This window comes from Streptomyces natalensis ATCC 27448, from assembly GCF_000935125.1.
Taxonomy (GTDB): Bacteria; Actinomycetota; Actinomycetes; order Streptomycetales; family Streptomycetaceae; genus Streptomyces; species Streptomyces natalensis.
In genome coordinates, this window is record NZ_JRKI01000008.1 from 208,327 (window position 1) to 221,861 (window position 13,535).

11 protein-coding genes and 1 pseudogene are annotated in these 13,535 nt (G+C 73.4%); 7 read left to right on the plus strand and 5 right to left on the minus strand.

Annotation, left to right across the window (positions count from 1 at the left end; all coding sequences use genetic code 11):
* Nucleotides 1–146: 146 nt before the first annotated feature.
* Nucleotides 147–1,202 (minus strand): aldo/keto reductase, encoded by a 1,056-nt coding sequence (locus SNA_RS05810; protein WP_030072341.1) that lies wholly within the window; start codon nt 1,200–1,202, stop codon nt 147–149.
* A gap of 158 nt (nt 1,203–1,360) precedes the next feature.
* Here SNA_RS05810 and SNA_RS05815 point away from each other — a divergent pair, with 158 nt between their 5' ends.
* On the plus strand, nt 1,361–2,230 hold the full coding sequence (locus SNA_RS05815) for a helix-turn-helix transcriptional regulator (protein WP_044363613.1): 870 nt from the start codon (nt 1,361–1,363) through the stop codon (nt 2,228–2,230).
* A 9-nt stretch (nt 2,231–2,239) separates the two neighbouring features.
* Here the strand turns inward: SNA_RS05815 and SNA_RS05820 are convergent, their stop codons facing one another.
* A complete protein-coding gene (locus tag SNA_RS05820; RefSeq protein ID WP_030072345.1) occupies nt 2,240–3,646 on the minus strand; it encodes an NsdA family TPR-like regulatory protein in 1,407 nt (468 codons plus the stop codon).
* Between the two features lie 246 nt (nt 3,647–3,892).
* Between SNA_RS05820 and SNA_RS05825 the strand changes: the two genes are divergently transcribed.
* Nucleotides 3,893–4,321, plus strand: a complete 429-nt coding sequence (locus tag SNA_RS05825) for a hypothetical protein (RefSeq protein ID WP_044363614.1) — start codon at nt 3,893–3,895, stop codon at nt 4,319–4,321.
* 19 nt (nt 4,322–4,340) lie between these two features.
* Here the strand turns inward: SNA_RS05825 and SNA_RS05830 are convergent, their stop codons facing one another.
* A complete protein-coding gene (locus tag SNA_RS05830; protein WP_044363615.1) occupies nt 4,341–5,522 on the minus strand; it encodes a glycosyltransferase in 1,182 nt (393 codons plus the stop codon).
* Between the two features lie 1,119 nt (nt 5,523–6,641).
* Between SNA_RS05830 and SNA_RS05835 the strand changes: the two genes are divergently transcribed.
* Both SNA_RS05835 and SNA_RS05840 read left to right on the plus strand, forming a co-directional pair.
* Entirely contained in the window at nt 6,642–6,905 is a 264-nt protein-coding gene (locus SNA_RS05835; protein ID WP_030073941.1) for a chaplin, read from the plus strand.
* Nucleotides 6,906–7,053: 148 nt separating this feature from the next.
* Complete coding sequence (locus tag SNA_RS05840; RefSeq protein ID WP_044363618.1) at nt 7,054–7,914, plus strand: spermidine synthase; 861 nt, start codon at nt 7,054–7,056, stop codon at nt 7,912–7,914.
* 276 nt (nt 7,915–8,190) lie between these two features.
* Here SNA_RS05840 and SNA_RS42120 read toward each other — a convergent pair whose 3' ends face one another.
* A complete protein-coding gene (locus SNA_RS42120; RefSeq protein WP_198534986.1) occupies nt 8,191–8,742 on the minus strand; it encodes a hypothetical protein in 552 nt (183 codons plus the stop codon).
* A 108-nt stretch (nt 8,743–8,850) separates the two neighbouring features.
* Here SNA_RS42120 and SNA_RS05850 point away from each other — a divergent pair, with 108 nt between their 5' ends.
* The 3 genes and pseudogenes from SNA_RS05850 to SNA_RS05860 form a co-directional block, all read left to right on the plus strand.
* Nucleotides 8,851–9,543: a response regulator transcription factor gene (locus SNA_RS05850; RefSeq protein WP_030067544.1), complete on the plus strand. Its 693-nt coding sequence runs from the start codon at nt 8,851–8,853 to the stop codon at nt 9,541–9,543.
* On the plus strand, nt 9,540–10,982 hold the full coding sequence (locus SNA_RS05855; RefSeq protein WP_044363622.1) for a sensor histidine kinase: 1,443 nt from the start codon (nt 9,540–9,542) through the stop codon (nt 10,980–10,982). The genes SNA_RS05850 and SNA_RS05855 overlap by 4 nt, the downstream gene beginning before the upstream one ends.
* 509 nt (nt 10,983–11,491) lie before the next feature.
* Nucleotides 11,492–12,388 (plus strand): annotated as a pseudogene (locus SNA_RS05860) (chitinase); the annotation flags it as partial.
* A 95-nt stretch (nt 12,389–12,483) separates the two neighbouring features.
* Here the strand turns inward: SNA_RS05860 and SNA_RS05865 are convergent.
* Nucleotides 12,484–13,413, minus strand: a complete 930-nt coding sequence (locus tag SNA_RS05865) for a helix-turn-helix domain-containing protein (protein WP_030067540.1) — start codon at nt 13,411–13,413, stop codon at nt 12,484–12,486.
* Nucleotides 13,414–13,535 lie beyond the last annotated feature (122 nt).

The following is a 13,535-nucleotide window of genomic DNA, read 5'->3' on the forward strand; positions in this document are numbered from 1 at the left end:
CCTTGGGTGAGGGATCGGGTAACGGGGTGTCGGTAGCGGGGATTTCGCCAACGGAGCGCCGCTAACGGAGCGCCGCTAACGGGGCGTCGGTAACCGGGCGCCGCTAACGGGACGTCGGTAACAGCGCGCCGCTAACGGAACACCGGTCACGGGCGGGCGGGCCCGCTGCCCGCCCCGGAGGCGGTGATCGCGCCCGCGATCTCCTCCAGGTCCGCCGGCGTCAGCGCGATACCGCCCGCCCCGGCCCAGCCGTCGACCTGCGCGGGCGTACGGGCACCGACGATCGTCCCGGTGATGCCGGGCCAGGCCAGCGCCCAGGCGATGGCCACCTCCGCGACGGTGGCGCCGTGCCGCTCGGCGACCGGCTCCAGGGCCCCGGCCACCTGGAGGTTGGCCGCCAGCCCCGTGGTGAAGTCCCGGTGGGCGGTGCGCCAGTCCTCCGCGGGCAGCGCCGCCACGCGCTGTGCGCTGAAGGCGCCGGTGAGCAGCCCGGACTGGAGCGGGGAGTAGACGATCACGCCGGTGTCGTGGGCGTGCGCCCAGGCGATCTCGTCGGCCGCCGAGCGGTTGAGCGCGGAGAACGGCGGCTGGATGACGTCCACATGGGCGATCTTCTCGGCCGCCGCGAGCTGCTCGGCCGAGTGGTTGGACAGGCCGATCGCGCGGACCTTGCCCTCGGCCTTCAGATCGGCCATGACCTGCCAGTACTCCTCCAGCGGCGTGGCGTTGGGGGATACCGGCCCGCTGCCGTCGCCCACGTACTCCAGGGACTCGCCGCTGTCCGGCCAGTGCACCTGGTAGAGGTCGATGTGCTCGGCCTTCAGCCGCCGCAGCGAGTCCTCGACCTCGCGGCGCACGCTGGCCGGCGCCATGATCCGGCGCGGCGCGGCCTGCGGATTTTCCGGATCCCACACCAGCCCGACCTTGGTGAACAGATACGGCCGTTCGGCCTCGGGCAGTCCGGCGACGGCCCTGCCGACCAGTTCCTCGGCGTGCCCGAGGCCGTAGACGGCGGCGGTGTCGATCCAGTTGACGCCGGCGGCGAGGGCGTGCCGGATCGCCGTCACGGACTCGGCGTCGTCGGTGGCGCCCCAGCCGAAGTGCCAGCCCGGTCCGGCGATCGCCCAGGAACCGAGGCCGACGCGGGTGATGCTCATGCCGGTGGTGCCGAGGGGGCGGGTGGGCAGCGAAGTGGCGGTCATGTCGTGGTGCTCCTTGGGAGAGGTGGGGCCGGGTGCCAGGGCGGCGCCCGGCCGGTGGCCTCAACTCTGGCCGCCCTCAGGGTCCTTACCCAGTGGCGGCCGGAGCCTGGGCACGGCATGACCAGGCACGACGGGCCGTGCGGCGCGATACTCGCCCCATGACGAAGCCACTGGACAGACGCGCAGAGCTGGGCGAGTTCCTCCGCTCCCGACGGGCCCGGCTACGGCCCGAGGAGCTGGGACTGCCGGACCACGGCAGCCGCCGGCGGGTCCCCGGCCTGCGCCGCGAGGAACTCGCCCTGCTGGCCGGCGTCAGCGTCGATCACTACATCCGCCTGGAACAGGGCCGCACCCTCCACTTCTCCGAAGCCGTCCTGGACGCCGTCGCCCGCGCCCTGCGCCTGGACCCCGTGGAGCGCGCGCACCTCTACCGGCTGGCCCGCCCCTGGCCGGGCGGGGACGCGGCGCCCGGGGCGAGGGAGCGGCAGCGCGTACGCCCGGGGCTGCAACGGCTGCTGGACTCGGCGTCCGACGTCCCCGCGTACATCGTCGGCCGCAACACCGACGTCCTGGCCTGGAACCGCCTCGCCGCCGCGCTGATCACCGATTTCGGGGCGCTGCCGCCACGTCAGCGCAACCTGGCCCGCCTGGTGTTCCTCGACGAGGGCATGCGCAACCTGTACGCCGACTGGCCCGGCAAGGCGAGCGATGTGGCGGCCTACCTGCGCCTCGATGCCGGACGCCATCCCGACGACCCGCAGACGGCGGAACTGATCGCCGAACTGACCGCCTCCGGGCCGGAGTTCGAAAAGCTGTGGGCCGAGCACCGGATCACGGACAAGACCCACGGGCGCTACGTCTACCGCCATCCCGTCGTCGGCACCCTCGACCTCGGCTTCGAAACCCTGCGGCTGCCCGACGATCCGGACCAGGCGCTGATCGCGCACACCGTGGAGAGCGGCTCCCCGTCCGAGACCGCGCTGCACCTGCTGGCGACGTGGGCGCAGGAGAGCCTGCCGGTGAGGTGAGCCCGCTGCTCAGTGCGCCGCGGCCACCGTCCCTGCGGACGCCGTGTGCCGCTCCAGGAAGTCGGCGACCGGGCCGATTCCACGGTGGGCGTGCAGCCGGCGGGCGGTGCGGTCGAGCATCGCGCGGATACGGGCGGAGCCGACCTGGTCCAGCAGAGCCAGCGCCCGGGTGCCGGCCGCGGCGGCCTCCTCCGGGGCGCCGCTGTCGGTCAGGTCGCCCGCCAGCTCGGCGGTGAACAGCGCGATGTTCCGGGTGAAATGAGGATCCTGGAGACTCACCGCCCGCCGCGCCTGCTCCGCCGCACGCTCCCCGTCGCCCAGCGCCGACCAGCACTGCGCCTCCAGGCCCGCGAGCTCCGCCTCGCCGTAAAAGGACATCCATTCCGGGTCGTTGTCCGCCGCGCCGCCCGCGAACAGCCGCTCGGCCCGGGTCAGCGCCTGCTCACAGCTGCTGCGGTCGCCCAGGACCGCCCAGCCGCCCGCCTCCCGCAGCGCCAGCAGCGACAGCAGCCGGGGTGAGCCCAGATGCTTGGCGGCCTGCTGAGCGGCCTGGGCGGCGCGCACCGCCTCGCGCGGGCGGTCGGCATCGCGGGCCAGGAAGGCGGTGTTGCAGAAGGCGTGCGCCTCCAGGGCCGCGTCCCCGCAGACCCGGGCGGTGGCCAGGGCCTCGGCGTAGTGCGAGCGGGCGTCGCCGAAACGGCCCGAGTCGTGTGCCAACCAGCCCACCGTGATGGCCAGTTCGCCCGCCCCGGAATGCAGCCGGTCGGCCACCGAACGGCGCTGGACACCGGAGTCCAGCAGGTCGTAGGCGGCCCGCAGCGGTGCGGCGGCGCGACGGTAGATGCCCTCGGCGCCGTGCCGGTCGTCCAGCAGCCGGATCCGGCGCACGGCCTCCTCGACGGCGGTGGCCTCGGCTGCACCGGCCCGCCCGCCCGGCGTCCGGGGGCGGGGTACGACGGCGGCTTCGGCGGGGTGCAGGGCGGCGATGCCCAGGGCGGCCGCCGGGCCGCCGGTGATGAACGCGCGACGCAGCACGTCGCTCTCCTCGCAGATCTGGATACAGGTATCGCGGTGGTCGGGATCGGGTGCCAGGGGCGCGGCGTTCACCGCCGTACGCGCCCCCCGTCCGCGTACCGTCTCGCGTGGCGCGAAACCCATGTCCGGCAGCGCCAGCCCGGGAAACATGTGCCGGAACACGCGCTCGTAGGCGTAGTTCGGGCAGCGGATCTCCCCGGACTCGACGCGGCCCACATAGCGGGCGTCGCACGAGACCTGCTCTCCGATCTCACGGGCGGACCGTCGGACCGCCGCCGCGAACTCACCCGGGGACAGCCGGCCGCGCAGCTGTCGGAAGGCGGTGTTCGGACGGGCGGGTACGGTGCGGGACGACGCTGGTCTTGCTGGTGGCGACGCCATGGCGGACCCTCTCCGTGGCCTTTCCGTGCCATCTTGTGGCGGTGCCGCGTCCTGGCGGTGCGGCGGGGACGACCGTACCGGCTACCAGGGGCGCAGTACCCAGCGTTTGTCCACAAACCACACATCTCGCCCGTGATCTGCCATGAAGTGCCATCCTTTGCAGCGTTACGCCGCCGTAGCTGTTGACACCCGAAACCGTTGAACTCGGTGTAAAGGCGCGGCGCGTGTCATGAGGAGGGGTTCTCCATGTGGGAGACCGGCGTGAGCAGGGGCGTGGGCGGATCCGGACCGGGCGCGCCGCAGGCCCCCGTAGAGCCCTGTGACCTCGTCACGGTGCCCGCCCGGCAGGGGCTGGAAGCCGTCGACATCCTGCGTCTGCGGGACGGCGTCGGCCCCGTCCTGCACGACGGTACCTGCGACACCCTCGGCTTCCTGGTGCCGCCGGGCACCGCGGACGGCTGGGACGTCCCGGGCAGCGCCTGCACCCAGACCTACGGGCGCGGGCTCGCGCTGGGGGAGTTGTGCGACGGCGACGCGCCGGAGCCCCCGGTGTCGGGCACCGGCTGGCTGGTGCCGCCGGAAGGCGCGTACGCCGATGCCACCGACCCGGTCGTCCTGCGGGCGGCGCTCGGCGAGGCGGCCCGCACCATCGAGGCCGTCGACCGCTGCCAGTGACCGCGGCGGCCGCGCGCCCTCAGCGCTGCGGGGCCGGCTCCGGCGGCGGGGGCTGCGCCCCGGGGTTCCGCCGACGGGCCGGTGCGGCGGCGACGGCCGCTTCGTAGACGGCCATCAGGGACGCGGCGCTGCGCTCGATGTCATAGCGCCGCACCACCGAGGGCACCGGCAGCCGCGGCGCCCCGCCGCGTCGCACCTCGCGCAGCGCGGTGGTCAGTTCGTAGGCGACGGGCCCGATCCGGCGGGCGCCCGGCGGATGGTCCGCGGGCAGTTCGTCGACGGCCGGACAGCTGCCGTACAGCACCGGCAGCCCCGCCGCGAGCGCCTCCAGGACGGCCGACCCGAACGCCTCGTCCTGGGACGGGGAGACGAACACATCGGCCGCCGCCAGCAGCCCGGGGATGTCGAGATCCTTCGCCGGCCCCTCCTCCGGCCCGCGGTCCAGCGCGCCCAGGAGATGGATCCGGTCGCCCGACCCGAACTGCCGCGCCGTCCTCCGCAGCATCGCGTGCTCCGGCCCCTCGCCCGCCAACAGCAGGTGGACACCGGAGAGTTGGGTGACCGCACGCACCAGGACGTCGAACCGCTTGGCCGGTACGAGCCGGCCCGCACCGCCGACCACGAAGGCGTCCAGCGGGATGCCGAGCCGGAAGCGGACGGCGGATCGGACCAGCGGATCGTGCCGGAACCGGTGCGCCTCGATGCCAGGGGGCACCACATGGATGCGCGCCTCCGGGACGCCCCAGCGGCGCAGCCGGGCGGCGACGGTGTCCGAGACGGCGACGGTCGCCGAGCCGAGCCGCTCGGTGGCCCGGTAGAGGATGCGCACCCCGGGTGTCGGCCGGTGGCCCTCGATGACCGCGTCGCCCAGCGAGTGCTCGGTGGCGACCACGGCCCGCACGCCCGCCAGCCGCGCGGCGATCCGGCCGTAGACGCAGGCGCGGTAGAGATGGGTGTGCACCAGGTCGTAGCCGCCGTCGCGGATGAGCCGGGTCAGCCGGGGCAGCACCCGCAGATCACGGCTACGGGTCATGCCCAGGTGGGTGACGGGGATGCCGTCGGCCCGGATGCCGTCGGCGAGGGGACCGGGACCGGCGAGCGTGACGACCTCGCAGCGCGCCGGCAGCCGCCGCAGCATCAGCCGCAGCTGCTGCGCGGCGCCGCCCACCTCCAGACCGGTGATGACATGCAGGACCTTCATCACATGCTGCTCCCCTGATAGCCGGACATGCTGCTCCCCTGATAGCCGGGCGGACGGAGGACGGCCGGGCCGACGGAAACCCCGCGGGAATTCGGTGCGCCGGTCAGCGCGCGGAGCCGGTCCGGACGAAGAGCGCGCCGAGCGGATGTCCCTCGCCGCGGATGGTGAACCGGAATAGGGGACGGACGCCACCGGACCGCAGCGCGGCCCCGGGGCCGAATACGGCGGAATCGCCTCCCGCGGTGTTGCGGTAAGGGGGCCACGGGGCGGCGCTCCGGCCGAAATCGCGAGGACGGGAATGGAGGGGGCCGGAATCGAGGGAGCGGGAATCGCGAGGGCGGGAATCGTGGGGCCCGGAATCGCGAGGGCGGGAATCGTGGGGCCCGGAATCGCGAGGACCGGAATTCATCACATCATGAGCCGGGTCGGCGGCACCCCGCAGCGCGGTGCGCGTCATTTGGCTGGTACGTACGGAGAGCGTGCCATTTCCGGCACCCGGGCCGGTGCCGTATCCCGGTGCATCCGCACTGGCGCCCGCATTCGGTGGAATCCGCAGCCGTTTCCGGCTCGCCGAAAGGGCGCGGCGATTTGCATTCGGCCGCCGAAATCCGTCCCGCCGCGTCACGCCGCACAGCGGGTACCGGGCACATCCGTACGCGACGACGACCGGGGTCCGACCGGCGCGGTCGCCGGTGAGGTGCACCGCCCGGTGGCGGCGGCCGGGGTGAGCGGATTCTCCGGGAGCCGGCGCAACCACCGCCGTGGGCCGCAGCGATGACGGCACGGCCGGCAATGCCAAAGCCGCCGGCGCGCATACCGTGGCGCGGCTGCTGCGGCCCGTCGACTTCCGCATCCCCATCCTCTCCCGAATCCCGTGGCCGGTACGGACTTCCCTGAGTCAAACAAGAGAGCACTCTGACAGAAAGCACGGGGGAAATCGGGGCAGGCACGCCGGGCGTCGGCCGGGCTCTGCCAATCAGCGGAATACCGTTACCGCGTCCGGTTGGCAGTAAAGGACCGGACGGGCGAACCTTTTCCCGGAAGGGCGAATGGCCGCATCCCCGACTCGGGATGCTCGTTGTGACCCATGCCCCATTCGCGAATGAAAGGAGAAAGGTGATGAAGCGATTCGTCAGGACCACCACCATGGCTGCGGTGAGCTGTGCCATGGTGCTGGGCAGTGCATCCGTCGCCACCGCCGGCGGTCACCACCACCACGGCCGCGGCGCGACCGCCGTCGGCTTTGCGAAGCACTCCCCGGGTGCGTTCAGCGGCAACGTCATCCAGTTCCCGATCGACATCCCGATCAATGTGTGCGGCAACAGCGTCGACGGTTTTGCGCTGATCAACCCGGCGTTCGGGAACATCTGCCTCAACAAGTGACCTGAGCGCCGGTCCGGAAGGGCATCGGGCCGGCGGGTCGTGGTGTGCTGCGGCGGGCCGCCCGGGGCAAGCGCCCCGGGGCGGGCCGCCGCTTCGCCGTACCCGGGGGCCGCGGCCGGTGGCGCGCCGCCCGCCGGATACTTGAGGCATGGCAAAGAGCAGGCGCGGGCGCGGCGGCCCGGAATCCGTCACCCGGACGGTGGACGGCGGACTCGCCGAGTTCCGTCCCGACCGGGACCGTCCGCGCGGCTGGACGCTGCTGATCGACGGGGCCCCGCAGTCGCATGTGGACCTCGACGACCCGGCGTACCTGGAGTTCTCCTACCAGCGCCGCCTCGGCCATGTCGCCGACCTCGCCGCGCCGCCCGGCAAACCGCTCCAGGCCGTCCATCTCGGCGGCGGCGCGCTGACCATGGCGCGCTATATCGCCGCCACCCGGCCCCGCTCCACCCAGCAAGTGCTGGAGATCGACGCCCCTCTCGTCCAACTGGTCCGCGAGCGGCTCCCGTTGGAGAGCGGCTGGCGTATCCGGGTGCGGGGCGCGGACGCCCGCGCGGGGCTGGCGAAGATCCCGGACGGCTGGGCGGACCTGATCATCGCGGACGTCTTCGGCGGGGCCCGTACGCCCGCGCATCTGACCAGCACGGAATTCGTGGCCGAGGTACGGCGGGCGCTGCAGCCCGGCGGCTGCTACGCGGCCAACCTCGCCGACGGCCCGCCGCTGCGCTTCCTGCGCGGTCAGATCGCCACCGTCCGTACGGCCTTCCCCGAACTGTGCCTGACCGCCGACCCGGCCGTCCTGCGCGGCAAACGCTTCGGCAACGCCGTACTCCTGGCCTCCGACCGCCCGCTCCCGCTCGCCGAACTGACCCGCCGCGCAGCGGGCGACCCGCACGCCGGCCGCGTCGAACACGGCCGCGCCCTCCTGGACTTCACCGGCGGCACACCCCCCGTCACCGACGCCACGGCAGTGGCCTCCCCGCCTCCACCGGCGGACACCTTCGCCTGACGGAACCGCGACCGCGGATCTCGCGGACCGCGGCCGGGGAATCCACGGTCCGCGACCGCGGAATGTCGTCGGTGGCAGGGGAATACCCCTCACCCCCGCCGCGTTGTGGCCCCGCAGGGGGGCCTCGCGTCCCTTAGGGGATCCGTTCGACCGCCCCCTAGGGATCCGTTCGACCGCCCCGTAAGGGCCAGGCACCCCAAAGGGCTACCTCCCCCTAAGGGTTACGCCCCCGGGGACACGCCCCAAGAGTTACGGGCCCGCCGGCCACCGCTCGCCCTACGTGGCCTGATAGGTCGTCTGCACCGCCGGCGGGTGTCCGTTCCAGGTGCAGATCACCGATGAGTGTGAGGCGCCGCCCGTGAATTCCACCCGGAGCCACTCGTCCTGTTTCCACACCTGCATTTCCCAGCCGGAGTTGGGCGTTGCCGATACCAGTTCCGCGGACTGGGCGCCCATGTCGAGGACGACCCGGCCGCCCGCCGTGGCGTAGCTCCTGATCCGGCCGTCGCTGGTGGGGGAGGAGCCGGCCGGCGGGGCGAGGGTGGGGTGGTGGGGCCGGTCGTCGCCGGTGGGGGGGGAGGGGGTGGCGGAGGGGGAGTGGGAGGGGGGGTCCGCCGGGGCGGAGGGCTTGGGGCGGTGGGTGGAGGAGGCGCGGGGTGTGGCCGCGCCGCCCGCGGTCAGGTGGTCGGAGAGCGGCAGTGCGCGGGGCGCGTCGTAGGCCGTACCCGAAAGCACCGTGTGCACGCCGAACCATGACAAGGTGACCGCGGCGCCCGTCGCCAGCGTCCAGGCCAGTGCGTGAACCAGTCCTCGTTGCATTTGGCTCATACTGCACCACCGCCGCGCCCCGTTGCAGCCCTCCCGTGACGGCCGGCATCCCCGGCGGGTGTCAACCTCGGGCGGGGGCAGTGGCCCGAATGGCGTACGGTGCCGCCCATGGCACGTGTGCTCGTCGTCGAGGACGATCAGTTCGTACGCTCGGCCCTCATCCGGCATCTGACCGACGCCTCCCACGCGGTACGCAGCGTCGGCACCGCCCTGGAGGCGCTGCGCGAGGTCGCGCAGGTCGGCTTCGACGTGGTCATTCTCGACCTGGGGCTGCCGGATCTGGACGGTTCCGAGGCGCTGAAGATGCTGCGCGGTATCACCGATGTGCCGGTCATCATCGCCACCGCCCGGGACGACGAGGCCGAAATCGTACGGTTGCTGAACGACGGCGCCGACGACTACCTCACCAAGCCGTTCTCCGTCGAACATCTCTCCGCCCGGATGGCGGCCGTGCTGCGCCGCTCCCGCGTGAGCGCCAACGGGTCGGAACCGCCCTCCCGGGTGATGCGGGTAGGCGGCCTGACCATCGACCCGCTGCGCCGCCAGGCCGAACTGGACGGGGTGGCGCTCGATCTGACCCGCCGCGAATTCGACCTGCTGGCCTTCCTCGCCGAGCGGCCGGGCGTGGTAGTGGCCCGTAAGGAACTGCTCGCCGAGGTCTGGCAGCAGGCGTACGGGGACGACCAGACCATCGACGTCCATCTCTCCTGGCTCCGCCGCAAATTGGGTGAAACCGCGGCCAAGCCCCGTTATCTGCACACCCTGCGGGGTGTGGGCGTGAAGCTGGAGCCCCCGCTGTGAGATGGGCGCTGGTCAAGGTGGCGCTGGCGGTCACCGTGATGGTCGTGGTGGCGTTCGCGATACCGCTCGGGCTCGTCGTCAAGGAGATGGCCAGCGACCGCGCGTTCTCCAACGCCGAGCGGCAGGCCGCCACCATCGGCCCGGTCCTCGCCATCACCACCGACCGCACCCAGCTCGAACGCGCCCTGGCCAGCGCGGAGACCGGCCCGGGCGGCCGGATCGGCCTCCACGTCCCGGCCGGCGGTGCCAACGCCCGCCCCCTGGAGATCGGCACCCGCCGGGCCGCCCCCCAGGACGTGGACGCCGCGGTCAGACTGGGCCGCGCCTCCATCTCGCCCGTTCCCGGCGGCTCCTCCCTCCTCCAGCCGACCGCCGTCGCCTCCGGTATCGCCGTCGTCGAGGTGTTCGTCCCGGACGATGCGCTCACCAACGGGGTCACCACCTCCTGGGTGGTGCTGGCCGGCGTCGGCCTGGCGCTGATCATCGGCTCGGTCGCCGTCGCCGACCGGCTCGGCACCAAGATGGTGCGCCCCGCCGAGCGGCTGGCGGGCGCCGCGCACGACCTGGGCAGGGGAAAGCTCGGGGTACGCGTCCCCGAGGACGGCCCGAAGGAGCTGCGCTCCGCGGCCAGCGCCTTCAACTCGATGGCCGACCAGGTCGTCCAGCTGCTCGCCAACGAACGCGAACTGGCCGCCGACCTCTCGCACCGGCTGCGCACCCCGCTCACCGTTCTGCGCCTGAACGCCGCCTCGCTGGGCGACACCTCGGCCGCCGAACAGACCCGGGCCGCCGTCGCACAGCTGGAGCGCGAGGTCGACCAGATCATCCGCACCGCCCGCGAGCAGAAGGCGCACACCCAGCAGGCCGCCGCGGCAGCCGGCTGCGACGCCGCCGAGGTGATCCGCGAGCGGATGGCCTTCTGGTCGGCACTGGCCGAGGACGAGGGCCGTACGGTGCGGATCGCGGGTGCCGACCGTCCCGTCCGCATCCCCGTCGCCCGCCCCGATCTGGCCGCCGCGCTGGACGCGATGCTCGGCAATGTCTTCCGGCACACCCCCGAGGGCACCGCTTTCGCGGTCGATGTGCACAACGCCGACGACGCGGTGATCGTGCTGGTCTCGGACGCGGGGCCGGGGATCGAGGACCCGGATGCGGCGCTGCGCCGCGGTTGGTCGGGCGGCGGTGGGTGGGGGCACCACCCAGCGGTAGCTGGGGGAGGGTCCACCGGGCTCGGGCTGGACATCGTGCGACGGCTGGCCGAATCCACCGGCGGTGATGTCCGTATCGGCCGCTCGGTGCTGGGCGGCACCGAGGTACGGGTCTGGCTGGCGCGGGAGGGCGGGCGGCGGGCCGAGCACGGGGTACGGCGCGGACACCGGCTGCGGCGCCGCCTGGGCGCCCGGGGGCGGCGCGCGCTCCGGGCCGGCCGGGGCCTTTGACCGTCCGGACTGCCGGGCCGACGGGGGCTCCTGACCGTCCGGGCCGCCGGGCCGACCAGGACACCTGGCCGTCCGGGCCGCCGGGCCGCCGGGCCGCCGGGGACTCCTGCCCGGGACGGACCACTTGGGCCGGCGGCGGCGCGTGGCCGACCGGGATGCCAGGGCCTCTTAACCGGTCCCTTCCGCTTCCTTAAGCGAGTCATAATTCCGCCAACGGCGGCCCCAATACCGGCAATTGTCCGTTTCCCGGCCGCTAGCGTGTGGGGCACACCCGGATGCACCCCCAGTGCACAACCGGCGCACCCCCGGCGCACCCCCCAGCGCACCCAGCCCCCCACGCGACGACAGGCAGGACCCCCATGACTCCCTCGGCACACCGCCGCCGCACCAGCCGCACCACCAAGCTGATCGTGACCGGCGCGGCCGCCGCCGTCGCGGCCGGCGGTGCCTTCGCCGTCGCAGGCTCCGCCATGGCCTCCAAGGCACCGCAGACCGGCGCCCGCTCCGCGAAGGCGGGCGCCGGCTTCGCCCCGTACGTCGACACCTCCCTCACCCCCGCCTACGACCTGGCGGGCACCGCCAAGAAGACCGGGGTGAAGACCTTCAACCTGGCCTTCGTCACTTCCGGCGGCGGCTGTACGCCCAAGTGGGGCGGCGCGGTTGAGCTCGGCAACGACCCGGTGGCCAAGCAGATACCCGCGCTGCGCACGGCCGGCGGCGACGTCCGGGTCTCCTTCGGCGGCGCCAACGGCTCCGAGCTGGGCCTGGCCTGCCAGTCCGCCGACGAGCTGGCCGCCGCGTACGGCAAGGTCATCGACCAGTTCAAGCTCACCAAGGTCGACTTCGACATCGAGGGCGGTGCGCTGCCCAACACCGCGGCCAACACCCGCCGCGCCCAGGCCGTCGCCCAGCTCCAGAAGAAGCACCCGGGCCTGGACGTCTCCTTCACCCTCCCGGTCATGCCGGAGGGCCTGACCCAGGACGGCGTGAACCTCGTCGCCAACGCCAAGAAGAACGGCGTCAGGATCAACGCCGTCAACATCATGGCGATGGACTACGGCGCCTCCTACAACGGCGACATGGGCACCTACGCCACCAAGGCCGCCACCGCCACCCAGGGCCAGCTCAAGAAGGCCCTCGGGCTGAGCGACGCGGCCGCCTGGAAGGCCGTCGCGGTCACCCCGATGATCGGCGTCAACGACGTCCAGCAGGAGGTCTTCAAGCTCGGCGACGCCGCCGCACTGGTGAAGTTCGCCCAGAGCAAGCACCTGGCCTGGCTGTCGATGTGGTCCGCCACCCGCGACAAGGCCTGCCCCGGAGGCGGCAACTCCGCCCAGCCGACGTGCAGTTCCATCGACCAGGAGCCGCTGGCCTTCACCAAGGCCCTCGGCGCCTACACCGGCTGACCCCCACCGGCGGTCCGCCCCCACGCATACGGACCGCCGCCCGCCAGGCAGGGCGCAGCGGACTTCGTCCCCCCACCCGCTGCGCCCTGCCGTCTTTATGCGTGCACGGCCCCCGCACCGCCCCGTACCGCCGCGCGGAAGGCGATCGGCGTCGTCCCCGCCCGGCGCTGGAAGAACTTGGTGAAGTTGGTGGCGTCGGCGAAGCCCAGGCGGTCGGCGATCCGGGCCGCGGACTGATCGCCGTGGGCCAGCAGGCGTTTGGCCTCCAGGAGGACCCGGCGGTCGATGAACTCCTTGGCGCCGACCCCCGCCCCGGCCCCGGTGGCGCGCGAGAGGGTACGGGGCGCATAGCCCAGCGACCGGGCGTAGTCGGCGACCCGGCGGGTACGGGTGAAGTCCCGCTCCACCGCGTCCCGGAAGCGCAGATAGGTCTCGCCGGCCTCGCAGCCGCCCGGCGCGGCCGTCTCCCCGCCCGGGTGCGCGGCCCGCAGCACCAAAACGGCCAGCAGATGCCGCAGCACTTCGAGGTGGATGTCCAGGGGGAGCCCGCCCAGCGCGCCGAATTCGTCGTGCAGGGCGCGCATCGCGGCGTCCAGGTGCCGCGCCGCCGCGCCATCGGGGTGCCGCACGGCGGGCCCGTACCAGTCCTCCACCCGGGCCGCGGCCGCCGTCGACGGATCCAGGAAGCCGGCCTCGAAGAGCACCAGCCGCCCCTCCGCGCCGCTCAGATCGCCGAAGTGCTGCACCTGCCCAGGGCGTGACCACAGCAGATCGCCCGGGGCGAGGACGTGCTCACGGAAGTCGACGCTGTGCACCAGCCGGCCGCGGTCCAGGAGCAGCAGGTGGTGGAAGCCGGGGCGGTGCGGCGTGGACAGCCGGCAGGCGTCCGCGCGCTCGCGCAGCGAGGCGAGGGTCAGCACCTCCACGCCTGCGGGGCGCCCGGCCGGAGCGGAGAACGCCACCTCCCGGATCTCCGGTACCGGCGCCTGCTCGGCCCCCGCCCCCTCCTGTCGCTTTTTGACCATCCCTGGTCCCTTCCCTACCCCGAAATGCCCCGATCCCGCCCCTAGCGTAGAAGACGTCGGCACAACCGCTGACGGAAAACGACAGTCCGCTCCGCGCACCCGGATGGATGCCGCCGGACGTA